This window comes from Stappia sp. ES.058, assembly GCF_900105595.1.
GTDB lineage: Bacteria > Pseudomonadota > Alphaproteobacteria > Rhizobiales > Stappiaceae > Stappia.
Genome location: NZ_LT629784.1, coordinates 979,177 through 996,837 on the forward strand (window position 1 = coordinate 979,177; position 17,661 = coordinate 996,837).

Below are 17,661 nucleotides of genomic sequence, written 5' to 3' on the forward strand. Positions count from 1 at the left end.
TCCCCGGCGACCGACGCCAACAGGCGCGCCCGCGCCGCAATGGAGAAATCCATGACAGACCAGCCTCTTGAGAGCGTGCGCATGCTGATGCGCGCGAACGACGCCTCGCATCCCGCCCACCGGGCGATCTTCTCGCATTTCGCGGCGCGCCTCGCGGCGCTGCTGACCCGGCGCGCCCGATCCGGCGCGCAAGCCGCGTGAGCGCCCCGGCCCTTGCGAGGGCAGAAAGCGTTGCGGTCGCCGGCTACGCAAGCCTCTTCGCCACGCCCGACCATGCGCGCGATCTCGTCGTGCGCGGTGCGTTTCGCCGCAGCCTTGCGGAGCGGGGGCCTCGCGGCATCCGCTTTCTCTGGCAGCACGATCCGGCGAAACCCATCGGCGTCTGGGAACGGGTCTTCGAGGACGCGCGCGGCCTTCGGGTCGAGGGTCGGCTGCTGACGCAAAGTGCCGCCGGCGGCGAGGCGGCGCTTCTTCTTGCCGGCGGCGCGCTGGACGGCCTGTCCATCGGCTTTCGCACCCGCAGCGCCCGCCGCGATCCGCAGACCGGCGTCAGGCGCGTCTTCGACATCGATCTCTGGGAAGTGTCGCTGGTGACTTTCCCGCTGCATTCCGGCGCGCGTCTCGACGTGCCCGGCACCGCGGCCGTGACGCCCTTGCGTGCGGTTCGTTCCTGACGGCCGGAGCGCCGGTCATTTTCAAGAAACTGGAGGTCTGCAGACCATGCCTACCGAGTATTCCCACGGGGGGACGAGCGTTCCCGAGACCAAGGCCGTCACCCATCCCGTCGTCACGGGGGGACATCGTTCCGACCTGGACGACATGCGCGCCACCTTCGATGCTTTTCGCGAGACCAACGAGGAGCGTCTCGCCGAAATCGAGACGCGCGGGGCCGTCGATCCGCTGACACAGGACAAGCTCGCGCACATCGACGCCCAGCTCGACCGTCAGCAGCGTCGACTGGATGCGATGGCGCTGAAGTCTTCCCGTCCGCCGCGCGGCGCAGGCCCGGACGAACCCGGAGACACCACGGCACTGCAGCACAAGGGCGCCTTCGTGTCCTACATGCGCAAGGGTCAGGAAGACGGGTTGCGCGCGCTGGAACAAAAGGCGCTGTCCGTCGGCTCCGACCCCGACGGCGGCTATCTGGTGCCGGACGAGACCGAGACCGCGATCCTGCGCGGCATGACGAGCGTCTCGCCGATCCGCGCCATCGCCGGCGCGCGCCAGGTGTCCTCCAGCGTCTTCAAGAAGCCGTTCTCGATCTCCGGTCCGCAGTCGGGTTGGGTCGCGGAAACCGCCGCCCGGCCGCAGACCGGAGCGCCGACGCTCTCCGAACTCGCCTTTCCGACGATGGAACTCTACGCCATGCCGGCCGCGACGCCCTCGCTGCTGGAGGATGCGGCCGTCGACGTCGACGCCTGGATCGCGGAGGAGGTGGAACTGGCCTTCGCCGAACAGGAAGGCACGGCCTTCGTCACCGGCGACGGCGTCAACAAGCCGCGCGGGTTCCTCGACTATCCGCGTGTGGCGGAAGCCTCCTGGAGCTGGGGCAATCTCGGCCAGCTTACCAGCGGCGTGGACGGCGCCTTTCCCGCCTCCGACCCCGGCGATGTCCTGATCGACCTGGTCTATGCGCTGAAGGCCGGTTACCGGCAGAACGCCGGCTTCGTGATGAACCGGCGCACCCAGGCCGTCGTGCGCAAGATGAAGGATGCCGACGGCAATTATCTGTGGCAGCCGCCGGCAACCGTCGGCGCGCCGGCCACCTTGATGACCTTTCCGCTCACCGAGGCGGAGGACATGTCCGATATCGCGACGGATGCGCCGGCCATCGCCTTCGGCGACTTCCGCCGGGGCTATCTGGTGGTCGACCGCACGGGCGTGCGCATCCTGCGCGATCCCTATTCGGCCAAGCCCTACGTGCTGTTCTACACGACCAAGCGCGTCGGCGGCGGTGTCCAGGACTTCGACGCGATCAAGCTCCTGACCTTCTCCGCCTGAGCTTCCCTGCCTGACCGGGTCCGGGCGTCCGCATCGCGCGGGCGTCCGGCGCTTCTTCAAACGTCCGCACGCTGGAAAGGACCGCCATGACGGCGATTGTATCGACACCGCCCGCGCAGGAACCGGTGACGCTGGAGGAGGCGCGCGCCCATCTCAGGGTGAGCGGGACCGAGGAAGATCCGCTGATCTCGGGTCTGATTGCCGCAGCGCGCCAGCATCTGGAACGCGCCACGCGCCGCGCGCTGATCACGCAGGGCTGGCGGCTGTATCTCGATGCCTGGCCGCCTGGCCGGATCATTCGCCTGCCGGTCGCCCCCGTGTTCTCGGTGGACGGCATCACGGTCTACGACGGCGAGGGTCTGCCGGTCGTGCTGACGGCGGCGGATTTTCGGCTGGACGGGCACGCGGAACCGCCGAGGCTTCGCGTTGCGGCCGCCGCACCGGCGGCGATGTCCGGCTTCAACGGCATCGAGGTGGAGTTCACCGCCGGCTATGGCGCGGATGGCGATGCCGTACCGCCGGCGCTTCGGCAGGCGATCCTGGTGCTTGTCGCACATTGGTTCGACAACCGGGCCGCCGGCTTCGATCTTGCCACCGCAGCCGTGCCTGTCGGCTGGTCCGCGCTTCTTGAGCCCTATCGGATGCTCAGGCTGTGAGTGCGGCGGATAGGCTCGACCGGGCAATGCGGCTGTCGCGGCCCGACCGGATCGAGGCGGCGGACGGGGAGGCGGAGATCGTCTTCACCGATGCCGGGTCGGTGTTCGTGGCGCTTGCGCCGGCGAGCCTTGCCGAGCGGCAGGTGAGCGGTCGGCTCGGCGGCGTCGCGACCCATGTGGCGCGGCTGCGCAGCGGTTCCGGTATCGCCGGTGGCTGGCGGCTGAGCGAAGGCTTGCGCGTGTTTCGGGTGCTTGCTGTCGACGACGCGCGTCGCCGCTCGGGTCTGGTGACATGCGTGCTTGAGGAGGAAACGGGATGAGTGCCCAGGCAGATCTGCGCGGCGCGATCATTGCCGCCCTGCGCGCCGATGCGGCCCTGACCGAATTGCTCGGAGTTGACCGGGTGCACGACGGAGCGCCGCGCGGTGCGGCAATCCCCTTCGTCGATCTAGGCGCGGTGGAAACACGTCTTTTGACGGCGGAGCCGGCCGAGGGCGAGCGCCACACCGTCGAGGTGCTGGCCTATTCGCGAAAGCCCGCGCGCGGCGAGATCAGCGAAATCCTGACTGCGATCCGCGACGCGCTGGCGCAGCTCCCGCCGTCGATCGGCGTGCAGCGTCTGGTGCATGTCTCCGATCCGGTGATGCGCAGTGAACGTCAGCGTGACGGACGCGGATGGCGCGGGCGGCTCACCGTCCGGGTCGTCACCGAGCCAGCGGCGTGAACCGCTGCGCGACACGGGCCGGAACCGGTCCAACCTCATGAAAACGGGAGACTGCGATGGCCGCTCAGGCAGGCAAGGATCTTTTGCTGAAATGCGACACCGATGGTGTCGGGACATTCGTGACCGTCGCGGGCCTGCGCGCGCGGCGCATCGCGCTCAATGCCGCCAGCGTCGACATCACCGATGCCGACAGCGCCGGCCGCTGGCGCGAACTGCTGCAAGGTGCGGGAACGCGCGCCGCCAGCCTGTCGGGCTCCGGTATCTTTCGCGATGCGAGTGCCGATGAAACCGTGCGCGGGCTGTTCTTCGACGGGATTATCCGCGACTGGCAGGTGGTGGTGCCGGATTTCGGCACGATCGCCGGACGCTTCCAGATCGCGGGCCTTGAGTATTCCGGTACCCATGACGGTGAGGTGACCTATGAGATCGCGCTGGAATCCGCCGGCGAACTGACGTTTGCGGGGAGCTAGGCCATGACGAACCTGCATCGCGGCGAGGTCTCAGCCGTTCTCGGCGGCCGGGGTCGCACGCTTGTGCTGACGCTCGGCGCGCTCGCCGAACTGGAAAGCGCCTTTGCGAGCGCGGATCTCTCTGCTTTGGCCGAGCGGTTCGGGCAGGGGCGGTTTTCCGCGCATGATCTTGCGCGCATCATCGGCGCCGGCCTGCGCGGCGCGGGCGAGGACATCGACGATGACACGGTGTTGTCCCTGTCGATCGATGGCGGCCTGCCCGCCCTGACGCGTGTTGCCGCCCGCCTGCTCCATGTCACGTTCTGCGGCGATGAGGACGCATCGACTGGCGCTCAGGAGGCGCACCCTCCCGCAAACCCTTGAATGCCGCGGGGGGTGCCCCGCCCGCGGCGTTTCCCTGGGCCGATGTCCTGCGGGTCTGTTTCGTCACGCTCGGCTGGCCGCCGCACGTCGTGTGGTCCGCGACCCCGCGCGAGATCGCGGCGGCCCTCGGCCCGCGCGCGCGCAAGTCCGCCCGAGCGCTTTCGCGCGACGGTCTTGAGACGCTGATGCGCCGTTTTCCCGATGGAGACACGCCATGACCGAGGACATGAACGCCGCCGTGGACCTTCCTGCGAAGGAGGCGGAGGACCTGAAGCGGACCATGAGCGACATCCACACGGCCTCCAAACAGATTGCCTCCGCGCTGACGGATGGCCTGGGGCGGGCCGTGAAGGAGGGCAAGGCGCTCGACGCGGTGGTCCGCTCCATTGCGCTTTCGCTGTCCAGCAAGGCGTTCGACCAGGCGATCGACCAGTTCGAGACAGGACTGACGCAGGGTTTGAGCAATTTCGCGGGCGGTCTGTTTTCCAGCGTGCTGTCACCGGGCACCGGGGTCTTGCCGTTCGCCAAGGGCGGCGTCGTGGCGGCGCCAACCTATTTTCCGCTTGGCAATGCGGGGGGAGGCGGTGCGTCGACCGGCCTGATGGGGGAAGCGGGCGCTGAGGCGATCCTGCCGCTGGCGCGCGACGCGCACGGACGGCTGGGCGTCAGCGGGGCCGGGGCGGCGATGCCGCCGATCGTGTTCAATGTGGAGACCCGGGACGCGGAAAGCTTCGCGCGGTCAGAAGCGCAGATCTCGACAATGGTAGCCCGCGCCGTCGGACGGGGACGGCGCGGGCTTTGACGTCGGGCCTGAAGAGGAGGGGCTCAGGCGCCGGCGTTTCAGGCGGCGGCCAGAAGGGCCGCGATCTCGTCTTTCAGGTGCAGCCGCTTCTTCTTCAGCTCTTCCAGAGCATCGTCGGATGCGGGCTCGACCTCGGTCTCGATGCGATGAATTTCGCGGTTCAGCGCGTGATACTCATCCGCGAGTTTTGCGAAGTGCGCGTTGGACAGCTTGAGCGCATGCAGCGCATCGGCCTTGTCCGGAAACTCTTCGTGCAGCTCGTGGGGAACGTGACTCATGCAATCGGTACCTCCGTTGTTGGAAACACCATGCGCGTCGCACATCCGACGCGCTTTGAGCAAGATCAAACCAGGCGTTCGTCGGGTCGCTTTTGCACAGCCCTGTCCTTGACGCGCCGAACCCGGGAGGCACGCATATGCCCGCATTCGTGGAGGAGCGGTTTCCGCTCGGGATCGCCTTTGGCGCCACCGGCGGCCCGCAATGGCGCACCGAGGTGGTGGCGCTTGCTTCGGGTGCCGAAACCCGCAACGCGCGCTGGGCGGGATCACGGCGGCGATATGATGCCGGCACCGGTGTGCGCTCGCTTGCCGATCTGCAGACGGTGGCGGCCTTCTTCGAGCGCATGCACGGGCGTCTCTACGGGTTTCGGTTCCGTGATCCCTTCGACAACGCCTCCGCAACGACCGGAGACGTCCCGACTTCTCTTGATTGCCTTCTCGCCGTAGCCGACGGGAGCGCCGACAGCTTTCCACTGGCCAAGACCTACGGCGGGGGCGACTTCATCCGCAAGCGGCCGATCACAAAGCCGGTGGCGGGCAGCGTGCGCGTCGCCCTCAACGGCGTGGAACTGGTGGAGGCGACGGATTTCACCTGCGATCCGGCGACCGGCATCGTGACGCTTGCGGCCGGGTCTCCGACGGCCGGGGTCCAGGTGACGGCGGGTTTCCGGTTCGATGTGCCCGTGCGCTTCGACACCGACAGGCTGGAACTCGGCCTGACCCATGCGGAGGCGGGGCGCGTCCCCACGATCCCGCTGGTCGAGATCGACACGGACGCGGAGGCCTGAGATCCGATGAAAACGATTTCCCCGGAAACGGCAGCCCGGTTTTCCGGCGGCGCGACCACGCGCGCGACCTGCTGGCGGATTACCCGCCGCGACGGGCGGATCTTCGGCTTCACCGACCATGATCGCGAGATAACCTTCGAAGGCGGGACGTTTCGTCCCGATCTCGGGTTCGAGACGACGGCCGTCACGCTGGAGCCGGATTTCGCTGCAGGGAGCGCGGAGGTTGCCGGCATCCTGTCGTCGCCGGAGATTTCCGATATGGATCTCGCCACCGGGCTGTGGGACGGCGCGGCGGTCGAGGTTTTCGCGGTCGACTGGCAGGACCCCGAGGCGCGCGTGCTGATGCGCCGCGCCGAGGTTGGCGAGGTCGTTCGCTCCGGAAAAGCGTTTCGGGCGGAGCTGCGCGGTCTTGCGCATCTTTTCGACCAGCCGCGCGGGCGGGTCTTTTCCCACATTTGCGATGCAGATCTGGGTGATGCGCGCTGCCGTGTCGACCTCGACGAGGGCGGGTTTCGCAAGGACGGCGCGGTGCAGTCGGCCGTCGACGGCGCGACGCTGAATGTAAGCGGTATCGACGGGCCCGAGACCGACTGGTTTGCCGGCGGGCGCCTGGAAATCGTCAATGGCCCGAATGCGGGCATGACGGGGGAAATTGTCGCCGACCGGCTTGAAGGCGGGGTGCGGGTGCTCGCGCTGCTTGCGCCTCTCGCCGTGCTGCCGGCCCCAGGATCGGCCGTGCGCCTGACCGCCGGTTGCGACAAGCGCTTTGCCACCTGTAGCGGGAAGTTCTCCAATACGGAGAACTTCCAGGGCTTCCCGCATATGCCCGGCGCGGATTTCGCACTCGCCTATCCAAGCCGGGGCGCCGCCGAAAACGACGGCGGCCCGCTCGTCGATTGACCGGCGGGCGCGGATCGGCACAGGGGAGACACCCAGATGACCACACGCGACTGCATCCTGCGCGAGGCGCGGGGCTGGATCGGCACGCCCTATCGCCACCAGGCGAGTTGCAAAGGCGCGGGCGCCGATTGCCTGGGACTGGTGCGCGGGGTCTGGCGCGCGCTTTATGGGGGAGAGCCGGAACGCCCGCCGCCCTACACGCGCGGCTGGGCGGAAGAGGGCGGGGCGGATACGCTTCTCGCTGCGGCGTGCCGACACATGCGCGAGGTCGCGCCAAATGCGGCCGGCCCCGGCGACCTGTTGCTGTTTCGCTGGCGCGACGGCGCGCTGGTGAAACACGCCGCGATCCTCAGCGGCCCGGCGAAGATGATCCATGCCTATGAAGGGCTTTGCGTGACCGAAAGCCCGCTCGTGCCCGCCTGGCGGCGGCGCATCGTTGCGGCCTTTCTCTTTCCCGAGGTGGACCCATGGCAACCCTAGTACTGGCGGCGGCGGGCAAGGCCATCGGCGGCGCCCTTCTGGGCGGCGCGGGGGCGCTCCTTGGGCAGGCGGCGGGAGCGATCGCGGGCTACGCGCTCGATCAGAGCCTGTTCGGCGCCACCCGCAGGGTCGAGGGCCGCAGGCTTGAGGACCTCTCCGTGCAATCCTCCGTCGAGGGTGCAAGCCTGCCGATGGTCTACGGCCGCGTCCGTCTTGCCGGCCAGATCATCTGGGCGACCCGCTTCGAGGAAGAGGTGCGCGAGGAAACCAGCGGCGGCAAGGGCGGTGGCGGCGGCCCGCGCACGACCACCCGCAGCTATCGCTACTATGCGAATTTCGCCGTCGCGCTGGCGCAGGGGCCGGTCAGCCATGTCGGCGCGATCTGGGCCGACGGAAAGCCGATGGAGATGGACGGCGTCACCGTCCGGTTTCATCACGGAACGCCCGATCAGGAGCCGGACCCGCTGATTGTCGCGCTCCAGGGACCGTCGCCCGCCTATCGCAACACGGCCTACGCCGTTTTCGAGCGCCTGCCGCTGGATCTTTATGGCGACCGCCTGCCGCAATTGACTTTCGAGATTATCCGCTCGGTCGAGCCGCTCGAAGCCATGGTGCGGGCAATGACGGTGATCCCGGGGGCGGGCGAGTTCGTCTATGCGACATCGCCGGTCACCCGCACGGTGCGGCCCGGCGTCAGCGAAACGGTGAACCGGCATATCGCGCATGCGCCGAGCAACTGGTCCGCCTCCATCGACGAATTGCAGGCGGTCTGTCCCAACCTTGAGCGGGTCGCGCTTGTCGTGTCCTGGTTCGGCGACGATCTGCGCTGCAGCGCCTGCGAAATCCGCCCGCGTGTGGAAACCACCGGTTCGAGCGTGCAGGGGGCAGTGTGGGCGGTCTCCGGCGAGAGTGTCGGGACGGCCGCGATCGTCAGCCTGCATGCGGGCCGGCCGGCCTATGGCGGAACGCCCGCCGATTCGAGCGTGATCGCGGCGATTCGTGACCTGAACGCCCGCGGGCTCCAGGTGACGCTGCATCCCTTCATCCTGATGGATGTTCCCGCTGGCAACGGCCTGCCCGACCCCTATGGTGGCAGCGAACAGGCGGCCCACCCATGGCGCGGCCGGATCACCGCATCGATTGCGCCGGGTCTTGCCGGGTCGCCGGAGGGAACGGCGGCGGCGGCCGGCGAGATCGCGGCCTTCGCGGGGACCGCGCAGGTTGCGCATTTTGTTCCGCAGGCGGAGGGCGTTGGATATGCCGGCCCGGCGGAATGGTCGTTTCGCCGCTTCATCCTGCATCAGGCGCATCTCGCCGCCGTCGCCGGCGGAGTCGATGCCTTTCTGCTCGGGTCGGAAATGCGCGGCCTGACAAGGCTGAGCGCCGGAGCGGGCGTCTATCCCTTCGTCGATGCGCTGCAAAGCCTTGCCGCTGACGTCAAGACCGTGCTTGCGGGCGCGAAAGTGACCTATGCGGCGGACTGGACCGAATATGGCACCCATCAGCCGGGCGGCGGCGACCTGCGCTTTCCCCTCGATCCGCTTTGGGCGGATGCCAATGTCGATGCGGTCGGAATCAACGCTTACTTCCCGCTCGCCGACGCCCGCGATGGCTCCGATCCCGGCGGCAACACCAACCCCTACGACCGTGATGTGCTCAGGGCGGGCGTGTCCGGCGGCGAGGATTACGACTGGTACTATGCCGACGATGCCGCACGCGCGGCCGGCATGCGCACGCCCATCGCCGACGGCGCCTACGGCAAGCCCTGGGTGTTTCGCGCCAAGGACCTTGCCGGCTGGTGGTCGAACCCGCATGTCGAACGGGACGCGGGCGCGGAAACGGGTGCCACGACGGACTGGGTGCCGCGCTCAAAGCCGATCTGGTTCACCGAACTTGGCGTGCCGGCCATCGACAAGGGAGCCAACCAGCCGAACCTGTTCTTTGACGCCAAGTCGTCGGAAGCCGCCTGGCCGCGCTTTTCCAATGGCGGTCGCGACGATCTCATCCAGCGCCGCGCACTGGAAACGGTGCTCGCGTGGTGGTCGGGCGCGCATCCCGGCATCGCGGCGGGCGACAACCCGGTGTCGCCGATCTATGGCGCCCCGATGGTCGATGCGGATCACCTGTATCTCTGGACATGGGATGCCCGGCCCTTTCCCGCATTTCCCAGTCAGACGGATATCTGGGCCGACGGTGTGAACTGGCGAGCAGGGCATTGGCTGAGCGGTCGCCTCGGCAGCGTGTCGGTTGGAGGGCTCGCGCATGCGCTTGCCAACGATTTCGGTATTCCGGCAAGCGTCTTCGACATTGGCGAAATTGCCGGAAGCCTGGACGGCACCGCTGTGCCGGGACCGGAAACCCTCAGAAACGTGCTTGCTCCGCTTCTCGATGTCGCCGGCGCGGTCGCCGTGGATCGCGGTCCGCAGATCGCACTCCTGCCGCGCTGGACCCCGTCCGTAGCTCGTCTCGAGACCGCGCATCTGGCGATCGAACGGGAGGCTGCTGCGGCAAGCGTCCGGCGCGCCCAGGATGCCGATCTTCCGGCAGAAATCCGCATCGCCGCCCGCGACGCGGTGCGCGGACATCGTCGCTACGTCGTGTCCTCCAAGCGGCGGGAAGGGCACAGCATCCGGGTCGAGCAGATCGATCTCGCCTGCGCTCTCGACCCGGCCTTGGCGGCTGGACTTGCCGATCAGTTGATGCTTGCACGCTGGAGCGGGCGTGAGGAGGTGGAGTTTTCCCTTCCGCCCGGACGGCTGGAGCTTGATCCCGGCGATGTGATCACGCTCGTCGCCGACGCGCCTGCCGGACGGGGGCGGGATGCGGACTATCGCATCGAGGCCGTGGAGGAGGGGGCTGCCCGTCGTCTCAGCGCGCGTGCGGTTCGGGCCCCGGTCGCGCTGAGATCCCGCAGTCTGGGCGGCGAAGCGCGCCCGCGCTCGGTGGTCGCTGCGACCGGGGCGGCGGATGTTCTGATCCTCGATCTGCCGTTGCTGCCGGGAGAAACGCAGGCCGCATCGCCGCGTGTTGCCGCCTTCGCCGCTCCCTGGCCGGGAGCGGTCGATGTCTACCGCGTCCGGGGCGAGGGCACTCCGGTCTATCATGCACAAATCACAGCTCCCGCGCTTCTGGTGGAGACCTTGACGTCTCTGCCGGCCGGCCCGGTGGCGCGTTGGGACCGGTCGAGCGAGGTGGAGGTGGAGGTCTCGTCCGGCACATTGTCCGAGGTGTCGCGGGACCGGGTGCTTGGCGGAGCCAACCCGCTTGCGATCGTCGGTGCGGATGGAGACGTGGAGATCCTGCAGTTTCAGCGCGCCGAACTGATCGGCCCGCGCCGTTACCGGCTCGGGATGCTCCTGCGCGGGCTTCTGGGCACCGAACGCGCCGCCGCCCGTCCGGCCCCTGCAGGTGCGCGCGGCGTGCTGCTGGACGATGCGGCCGCGCATCTTCCACCCTCGCTTGACGAGATCGGCGTGCCTTTTACCTATGCGGTGCTTCCGGCGGGGATGACGCTCGACAGCGCGGCGCGCAAGGACGTGGCTCATGTCTGGGGCGCGCGCGCGTTGATGCCTCTGTCGCCGGTTCATCTGGCGGCGGAGCGGATCGCCGGCAGCGGCGTTGTCTTCTCCTGGATACGGCGTACGCGAACCGGTGGCGATGCCTGGAACACGGTCGATATCCCGCTCGGCGAGGCGCGCGAGGCCTACCAGGCGGAGCTGCTCGATGCCGGCGGCTCGGTGCTCTGGTCGCGGGAGGCGGCAACCCCGTCCGTGCTTCTGTCGGACGCCGAGGAGGTTTCCCTCTTCGGCGCTCCGCAGACCCTTTTCACACTAAGCGTGCGCCAGGTGTCCGATACCGTCGGCCCGGGGCTGGAGGCGCGCGAAGACCTGACCGTGCGAGCGTGATCAAGGCCGGCCGCACTCTGTACCGGCCATCGGGAGACATCCATGAAAATCAGTGACAAGGGCCTGGCGTTCATCGCCGGGCACGAGGGGTTCGTGTCGACCGCCTACCGGGACCCGGTCGGCGTTCTGACCATCGGCTACGGTTTCACGATGCGAAGCCAGGTTTTCTCGGCCTGGTGGCGAACCAGGCACGGGCGCAGCTTGCGCATGGGCGACGCGATCTCGCGGGCGGATGCGGAGGTGATCCTGAAGCGGCTGGTGGACGAGGAATACGGTGCGGCCGTTACCGCCCGGCTCGGTTCCTTGCCCCAGCACCAATACGATGCGGCCTGTTCGGTTGCCTATAATCTCGGACCTCGGGCGTTGACCTGGCGCTGGGCGCGGGCATTGAAAGCGGGCGACCCGGGTCGGGCCGCCGCGATCCTGCGCGACAACTACAACACCGCCAGAGGCCGCAAGCTACCGGGGCTGGTGCGCCGGCGCCGGGAAGAGGCGCAATTGCTGCTCACCGGCATTTTTCCGGGTTTTGAGCGGGGAAACGAACGTGGCGCGGAGACGGCCGGAAACGATCTGCGCATGCTCCGGACCCTCGGCTATGCGCAGGACGACTTGGAGGCGGCAACGCGCGCCTTTCAGCGCACCAACCCGCCGCTTGCCGTTGATGGTCTCTTCGGTCCGAAAACCCGCAAGGCGGCGGAGCGGCAACTGCGGGCGGCAAGCGAGAGCCGCAAGCGCGAAACGGGATGGCTCGACCTGCTCCCGGTGCTGACCGTTGTCCTCGCGCTCGCTCCCGCCGTCACTCGCTTCGCAAAGACTGCGTGGCGGCGTTTGCGTGGATTCCTGCGCTGAGGCTCCCTTTTCACCCGCCGATCATTCAGACTGAAAGGAACGTTCATGCGTGGCTGGAAAACCTTGTTGTTGAACCTTGGCGCGGCATCGAGCGTCGTTCTTCTGGAGATCTTGCGCTATCTCGCCGACGTCGACTGGAGTGCGCATCTGCCGCCGCACGCCGCGCTCTGGATGGTCGTGGGAGTGAATGTCGCCAACATCGTGTTGCGTCATGTGACGTTCGGCCCGCCGGCCTGGCGGGAGGGGCGGCGATGAGCCTGGTTCTGCAATGGCTCGCCGGACCCGTATTGCGTCTGGTGCTCGCCCATTTCGACCGGCGGATCGCCGCGCGGGGAGAAAGCGAGCGACTTTCCGCAGATCTCGCCGCAGAGGCGATCCGCGCGGAAATGGACGCAAGATCCCACGCCCGTTCCGTGCTTCTGGCGGAGCAGGGCAGCTTCTTCACCGCCGCGCGGCTTGGCCGGCTGATGTTCGTCGTGCCGCTCGGGATTTGGTGGTCGGCGGTGATCGCCGACAGTATTTTTGCGTTTTCCTGGACCGTCGCCGCCCTTCCATCGCCGCTCGACGAATGGGCGGGTGCGATTCTCCTGTCCCTGTTTCTCGTCGACGGCCTTCAGGGGGCTGTGCGGGCTACGCAAGCCGGGCGAGCGGGGAGTAAGGGCCCCTGAGGCGTCGGTGGCTGTTCCAGCCATCGGCTTTCGGGTTCTTGAAGGGCCCGTTCATGTGCTATTCACAGGAAACCCGTTACGGATCGTGCATGAACACATACCGCCCCTTCCGGCTCTGGAGAGCCTTCCTGTCCGCACTCTCGGCGTTCGCCCTCGCGGCAATGCTTGCCGTCGGCGTGCCCGCGCTCGCCCAGGCGCAATGTCTGAGCCAGTCGCAGGCGCGCGCCGCCGTTTCAAACGGTCAGGCGCAACCGCTCGGCCGCGTTGCCGGCTCGGTTCGGGGCGAAATCGTGCGCGCGGATCTGTGCCGCGAAGGTGGCAGGCTGGTCTATGTGCTTTCCGTCCTGAGCGGCGGACGTGTCGACACGCGTGTGGTCGATGCCCAAAGCGGCAATGTTCTGCGCTGACATCAGGGGATTCAGGAAAGAGGTTTTTTTGAGAAAATGCGATTGCTTGTTGTGGAAGACGACAACGACCTCAACCGCCAGCTCCGCGAGGCGCTGGAGGAAGCAGGATACGTCGTCGACAGCGCGAAAGACGGCGAGGAAGGTCATTTTCTGGGTGACACGGAGCCCTATGATGCCGTGGTGCTGGACCTTGGCCTTCCGGTGCTCGACGGGCTGAGCGTTCTGGAGCGCTGGCGGCGCGACGGGCGCACCATGCCGGTGCTGATTCTCACCGCGCGGGACCGCTGGTCGGACAAGGTGGCCGGCATCGATGCCGGCGCGGACGACTATGTCGCCAAGCCCTTCCACATGGAGGAGGTCGTGGCCCGGCTGAGGGCGCTTCTGCGCCGGGCCGCGGGTCATGCGAGCAACGAGATCGCGGTTGGCGATGTGCGTCTCGACATGCGCGCGGGCAAGATCACGGAAAACGGCACGACCGTGAAGCTCACGTCCCACGAATTCCGACTGCTGTCCTATCTGATGCATCACAAGGGCCGCATCGTCTCGCGTACGGAACTGATCGAGCACCTCTACGATCAGGACTTCGATCGCGATTCCAATACGATCGAGGTTTTTGTCGGGCGTCTTCGCAAGAAATTCGACACCGGCTTGATCGAAACCGTGCGTGGTCTTGGATACCGGATCGGCGAGGCGGATGGCTGAACCGGCGGTGGGGAACGCCGGCCGGTTTTCCGGCTGGATGCGCAACCGTTCGCTTGCTGCGCGGCTGATTCTTGTCGCGGCCATCTGGTCGGCAATTGCGATCGTGGTCGCCGGCTTCGTCTTGGTCGCGCTTTATCGCGAGGCCAGCGAGCGGTCCTTTGATGTCCGGCTCGACGTTTATGTCAAAGCGATCGTCGGCGAGATGGCCGCCGGAACGCCGGATGCGCCGGCGGAGCCTGGAAATCTCGGAGAACCACGCTTCGACCTTCCAGCTTCGGGGTGGTATTGGGTTGTGCTCGACGCGCGCAGTGATGCCGTCCTGTTTTCCTCCCTGTCGCTGTTCGGCGACAGGCTCGATTTACCGGACCTTCCGGCGGACGGAGATCTGCGATCCGTCATTTCCAGTCCGCGCGGCGCGGAGCTGCGCGTTCTGCAGCGGCGGATCATCTTCGGAGAGGCGGCGGCCTACCGCATCGCCGTTGCCGGGGAAACCCGCGAACTGCGCGAGCGCGAGGCGACCTTCGCGGGTCAGGTCGTGCTGACGCTTCTGGTTCTCGGCATCGGCCTGGTGGGCGCGATCGTGCTCCAGGTGCGGGTCGGGTTGCGGCCCGTGGCCGCCCTGCGGTCCTCGCTGGCCGCCGTCCGGCGTGGGGATGCGGAGACGGTCGACGAGGACCTTCCGCCGGATCTCAGGCCGCTTGCGCAAGAACTCAACGCCCTGGTGCGCTCCAACCGGGAAGTGGTTGAACGGGCGCGCACCCATGTCGGCAATCTGGCGCATGCGCTGAAGACGCCGTTGAGTGTCATCGTCAATGAGGTGCGCGACGGACAGGTTGCGGATGCGCAAAAGATCGGCGAGCAGGCGGGTGTGATGCGCGCTCAGGTCAACCACCATCTTGAGCGCGCGCGTATGGCTGCACAGCGTCGCGTCATCGGTGTTTCCAGTGACGTGACGCCCGTGCTTGCCCGTCTCGTGAAAGTCATGGCAAAGATCCATGGCGAGCGACAACTGGATGTGTCGCTCAAGGGAGCGCCAGGCTTGCATTTTCGCGGCGAGGAGCACGATCTGGAGGAAATGGCCGGAAATCTGATCGACAACGCCTGCAAATGGGCGGCGTCTCGGGTGGATGTCACGGTCGAGCGGCTCGCCGGACCGGGGCCGGAGCGCCTCAGCATCCGGATATCGGATGATGGGCCGGGGCTTTCGCCGGATCAACGGGCCGAAGCGCTGAAACGCGGGCGGCGGCTGGATGAGACAGTCCCGGGAACCGGACTTGGCCTGTCCATCGTGGTAGACCTTGCCGCCCTCTATGGCGGGGAGCTGGATCTGTCTCCGTCGGCTGCGGGCGGCCTGTGTGCCACGCTTGTGCTGCCGATGCTGGAAGGTGACGTTGCCGGTTCGTCGCGTGCGCCGAATGTGTGAGGCCGTGGCCTGTTGCGAGACGCAGTTCGGCCACAAAGGCGTGTAAGCTCTGCAGCGGTCCGGCAAGGGTCGGGCGCGCGATCCGAACCACGTCGAATGTGCGTGGAGCGGATGAGAATTGGGCGGCCGGGTCTGAATCGCAGACCGGAGCGCCCGGCATGGATGGGGAACTTTTGATGAACGCGTTCAGGCTTGTGCTGGCTGTTGGCCTTGCTGCCGTAGCGGCTGGATGCACCAGTTCGCAAGGCAGCGGCGCAACGGGGCCGGTGGTCGTTGGCGGCAGCTTGTTCGGCAGTGCATTCAGCGCGCCATCGGTGCCCCAGTCCGAAGCCGACCGGGCGCTGGCGGATCTCCTCAAGACCGACGCCGGACAGGCGATGACCGATACGGATCGTCGTGCGGCAGCAACGGCGCTTCGCGGGGCGCTTTCCGTCGATCGCACGGGAGAAACCGTCGAGTGGCGCAATCGCACCAGCGGCGCGCGCGGTCGGGTCGTGACCGGTCCGAATTACCAGGTGAACAACATCGTCTGTCGGGACTACACGCACATCATCCTGATCGACGAGCGTGAAAGTTCACTTCGCGGCGCAGCCTGTCGCGGCGAGACGGGCACCTGGCAGCCAATCACCTGACCGGCGCCTGCTGGCGGTGCATCTTACGTCATGGCGCCTGACTTCGCGACCTGGCGGAATCCCTTGCCAACACTTGTTTAATCCTTTTCTGCGACGGTTTTCCGGCGATGTGTTTACGCGTGTGTTGTGAGCGGACCCCCAATGCCTGATCGGCACCAACTGACGTTGAAGATCAAGTCCTATCTGGACGCGCTGTCTCCGCGCGCGATCAAGACGTTGTTGCGCGGGCTTGAGCATGCCCGCTCGCGAGGATCCGACGACCCGCATCTCGACCTCATTCTCGATGCTTGCCTGAATGCCGTGCGCTCCACCGATACGCTCATGCTGGACAGCGAACCGCGTGAGGGCCGACTGCAACGGGCGTTTTATCTGCCGATCGAGGACCTTCTGGCGGGCGACGGATTGACCGGCAAGGTGCCGGGCCGAATCAACCGTGCCAGCCTTCCGCTCATCTGGACCTGGCTGGCCCGCGACATCGCGCCGCAACAATTCCAGACCGCTGAAGAGGTTGCCCGTCGGGTGGAGACCGAACCCGAAGATGTAGCGGCGCTGGCCGAGCATTTGCTCGAGCATGCGATGCCGCTCCTGTCGGACGCGTTGGCGGAAGCGCAGTCCGATGACCGGACCCATCAAAAGATCGCGATGTTGGTCGGTGGCGAGCGGGCCTTGCGCGATCTTGAGGACATGCGCGCGGCTGTCACGTCGCGGGCCTGGCTCGACGCGCTTCGCGAAAGCCTGCCCGACCGCCTGACGGAATGGGATTTCAAGCCAGGCAGCCCGTCGCTTCTGCGAATAAAGGCCGTCATGGACCGGCATGGCGATCACGCGCCGCTGATTGCATCTGTCGTGCTCAACCGGGTCGAGGTGCCCGATACTCTACTGTCGCTGACCGCGAGCCTCGCGGGGTCGTCATCGATCAAGAAGATGGCGGCCTCGCCATATGCCATCTTCGCGGAAATGGCGTTTTCCGAAGCGGAGCGCTTTTCCGCCATTGCCTGCGGTGCCTGCTCGAACACCGATCTCTCCGATGCACTTAACGCCTACTGCCGCTTGATGAAGACCATCGACCGCCACTACGATCTTGCCGAATCCGGTGCATGGCAGCAGCGCATGGCAGTGACACGGCGCTCGGTTTCCGCGCTGGTCACCCGCGCGCTCGAGGCCGCGACCGGCAACATCCGGCGAGCGCTGCTGGTTCCCAAACTTGACGATATGGGCGAACCACGGATCGACACGACCGCTATCGAAGAGGCGCAACGCGGCATGCTTTTGCTCGAAAAGATGCGCGATGCCGCCGACAGCCTTGCCGTCAACGAAATTACCGCCCGCACGCGTGCCGCTCTTGACCAGTCGCTTGAAATCAAGACCCGTGCCTTGCTGTCGGCCCTCCCGGACACGGCCAATTCCGTGCGCAAGGCGCATCTGGTTGCCGTCGATGCCGCAATCGGCCTGTGCGAGAGTTATTTCGGCAAGGACTATGCCGACCAGTTGCGCCGAAGCCGCAAGGCCGCGCTCGCGGCCAAGCCCAAGGCGCGTGCAGCCTCGGCCTGATCCGGCTGCCTCCCCCGCGACGCCCTGTCACAGTCCGGTTTTGCTTGCGGAAAAGCGCAAGT

Annotated in this window: 23 protein-coding genes; 22 read left to right on the forward strand and 1 reads right to left on the reverse strand. The window is 67.0% G+C overall.

All coding sequences use genetic code 11. From position 1 onward, the window contains the following. Positions 1–51: 51 nt before the first annotated feature. From BLU32_RS21620 to BLU32_RS04700, 10 genes are all read left to right on the forward strand, one after another. Entirely contained in the window at positions 52–201 is a 150-nt protein-coding gene (locus BLU32_RS21620) for a hypothetical protein (RefSeq protein WP_157727505.1), read from the forward strand. Next, the gene (locus BLU32_RS04660; protein WP_093805209.1) at positions 198–674 is read left to right on the forward strand and encodes an HK97 family phage prohead protease; all 477 of its coding nucleotides are present in this window, start codon (positions 198–200) and stop codon (positions 672–674) included. The genes BLU32_RS21620 and BLU32_RS04660 overlap by 4 nt, the downstream gene beginning before the upstream one ends. Before the next feature lie 46 nt (positions 675–720). Then, a complete protein-coding gene (locus tag BLU32_RS04665; protein WP_093805210.1) occupies positions 721–2,001 on the forward strand; it encodes a phage major capsid protein in 1,281 nt (426 codons plus the stop codon). Positions 2,002–2,087: 86 nt separating this feature from the next. Continuing rightward, positions 2,088–2,657: a head-tail connector protein gene (locus BLU32_RS04670; protein ID WP_093805211.1), complete on the forward strand. Its 570-nt coding sequence runs from the start codon at positions 2,088–2,090 to the stop codon at positions 2,655–2,657. Then, the gene (locus BLU32_RS04675) at positions 2,654–2,977 is read left to right on the forward strand and encodes a head-tail adaptor protein (RefSeq protein WP_157727506.1); all 324 of its coding nucleotides are present in this window, start codon (positions 2,654–2,656) and stop codon (positions 2,975–2,977) included. The genes BLU32_RS04670 and BLU32_RS04675 overlap by 4 nt, the downstream gene beginning before the upstream one ends. Then, positions 2,974–3,381: a DUF3168 domain-containing protein gene (locus tag BLU32_RS04680; RefSeq protein WP_093805213.1), complete on the forward strand. Its 408-nt coding sequence runs from the start codon at positions 2,974–2,976 to the stop codon at positions 3,379–3,381. Before BLU32_RS04675 ends, BLU32_RS04680 begins: the two co-directional genes overlap by 4 nt. A gap of 56 nt (positions 3,382–3,437) precedes the next feature. Further along, positions 3,438–3,851 (forward strand): phage major tail protein, TP901-1 family, encoded by a 414-nt coding sequence (locus BLU32_RS04685; RefSeq protein ID WP_093805214.1) that lies wholly within the window; start codon positions 3,438–3,440, stop codon positions 3,849–3,851. Positions 3,852–3,854: 3 nt separating this feature from the next. Continuing rightward, a complete protein-coding gene (locus BLU32_RS04690) occupies positions 3,855–4,214 on the forward strand; it encodes a gene transfer agent family protein (protein WP_093805215.1) in 360 nt (119 codons plus the stop codon). Further along, positions 4,211–4,432, forward strand: coding sequence for a phage tail assembly chaperone (locus tag BLU32_RS04695; protein ID WP_093805216.1), 222 nt, complete (start codon positions 4,211–4,213; stop codon positions 4,430–4,432). The genes BLU32_RS04690 and BLU32_RS04695 overlap by 4 nt, the downstream gene beginning before the upstream one ends. Further along, on the forward strand, positions 4,429–5,016 hold the full coding sequence (locus tag BLU32_RS04700; RefSeq protein ID WP_093805217.1) for a phage tail tape measure protein: 588 nt from the start codon (positions 4,429–4,431) through the stop codon (positions 5,014–5,016). Before BLU32_RS04695 ends, BLU32_RS04700 begins: the two co-directional genes overlap by 4 nt. Before the next feature lie 38 nt (positions 5,017–5,054). Here the strand turns inward: BLU32_RS04700 and BLU32_RS04705 are convergent, their stop codons facing one another. Next, positions 5,055–5,294, reverse strand: a complete 240-nt coding sequence (locus BLU32_RS04705) for a YdcH family protein (RefSeq protein ID WP_093810581.1) — start codon at positions 5,292–5,294, stop codon at positions 5,055–5,057. 137 nt (positions 5,295–5,431) lie between these two features. Here BLU32_RS04705 and BLU32_RS04710 point away from each other — a divergent pair, with 137 nt between their 5' ends. The 12 genes from BLU32_RS04710 (at position 5,432) to BLU32_RS04765 (ending at position 17,599) form a co-directional block, all read left to right on the forward strand. After that, entirely contained in the window at positions 5,432–6,082 is a 651-nt protein-coding gene (locus tag BLU32_RS04710; protein WP_093805218.1) for a DUF2460 domain-containing protein, read from the forward strand. 6 nt (positions 6,083–6,088) lie between these two features. Continuing rightward, a complete protein-coding gene (locus BLU32_RS04715) occupies positions 6,089–6,982 on the forward strand; it encodes a DUF2163 domain-containing protein (RefSeq protein ID WP_093805219.1) in 894 nt (297 codons plus the stop codon). A 36-nt stretch (positions 6,983–7,018) separates the two neighbouring features. Next, positions 7,019–7,462 (forward strand): NlpC/P60 family protein, encoded by a 444-nt coding sequence (locus BLU32_RS04720; protein ID WP_093805220.1) that lies wholly within the window; start codon positions 7,019–7,021, stop codon positions 7,460–7,462. Next, complete coding sequence (locus tag BLU32_RS04725) at positions 7,450–11,367, forward strand: glycoside hydrolase/phage tail family protein (RefSeq protein ID WP_093805221.1); 3,918 nt, start codon at positions 7,450–7,452, stop codon at positions 11,365–11,367. The genes BLU32_RS04720 and BLU32_RS04725 overlap by 13 nt, the downstream gene beginning before the upstream one ends. Before the next feature lie 42 nt (positions 11,368–11,409). After that, a complete protein-coding gene (locus BLU32_RS04730; protein ID WP_093805222.1) occupies positions 11,410–12,216 on the forward strand; it encodes a lysozyme in 807 nt (268 codons plus the stop codon). 45 nt (positions 12,217–12,261) lie between these two features. Beyond that, a complete protein-coding gene (locus BLU32_RS04735) occupies positions 12,262–12,471 on the forward strand; it encodes a hypothetical protein (RefSeq protein ID WP_093805223.1) in 210 nt (69 codons plus the stop codon). Next, on the forward strand, positions 12,468–12,884 hold the full coding sequence (locus BLU32_RS04740) for a hypothetical protein (protein WP_093805224.1): 417 nt from the start codon (positions 12,468–12,470) through the stop codon (positions 12,882–12,884). The genes BLU32_RS04735 and BLU32_RS04740 overlap by 4 nt, the downstream gene beginning before the upstream one ends. An 89-nt stretch (positions 12,885–12,973) precedes the next feature. Beyond that, positions 12,974–13,291 (forward strand): PepSY domain-containing protein, encoded by a 318-nt coding sequence (locus BLU32_RS04745; protein ID WP_208976977.1) that lies wholly within the window; start codon positions 12,974–12,976, stop codon positions 13,289–13,291. 36 nt (positions 13,292–13,327) lie between these two features. Next, positions 13,328–13,993 carry a response regulator transcription factor gene (locus tag BLU32_RS04750; protein ID WP_172838532.1) on the forward strand — a complete coding sequence of 222 codons (666 nt, stop codon included), beginning with the start codon at positions 13,328–13,330 and terminating at the stop codon, positions 13,991–13,993. After that, complete coding sequence (locus tag BLU32_RS04755) at positions 13,986–15,416, forward strand: ATP-binding protein (protein ID WP_197673699.1); 1,431 nt, start codon at positions 13,986–13,988, stop codon at positions 15,414–15,416. Before BLU32_RS04750 ends, BLU32_RS04755 begins: the two co-directional genes overlap by 8 nt. 158 nt (positions 15,417–15,574) lie before the next feature. Next, positions 15,575–16,048, forward strand: coding sequence for an RT0821/Lpp0805 family surface protein (locus tag BLU32_RS04760; RefSeq protein WP_093805225.1), 474 nt, complete (start codon positions 15,575–15,577; stop codon positions 16,046–16,048). A gap of 141 nt (positions 16,049–16,189) precedes the next feature. Then, positions 16,190–17,599 (forward strand): hypothetical protein, encoded by a 1,410-nt coding sequence (locus BLU32_RS04765; RefSeq protein ID WP_093805226.1) that lies wholly within the window; start codon positions 16,190–16,192, stop codon positions 17,597–17,599. Positions 17,600–17,661: the final 62 nt, after the last annotated feature.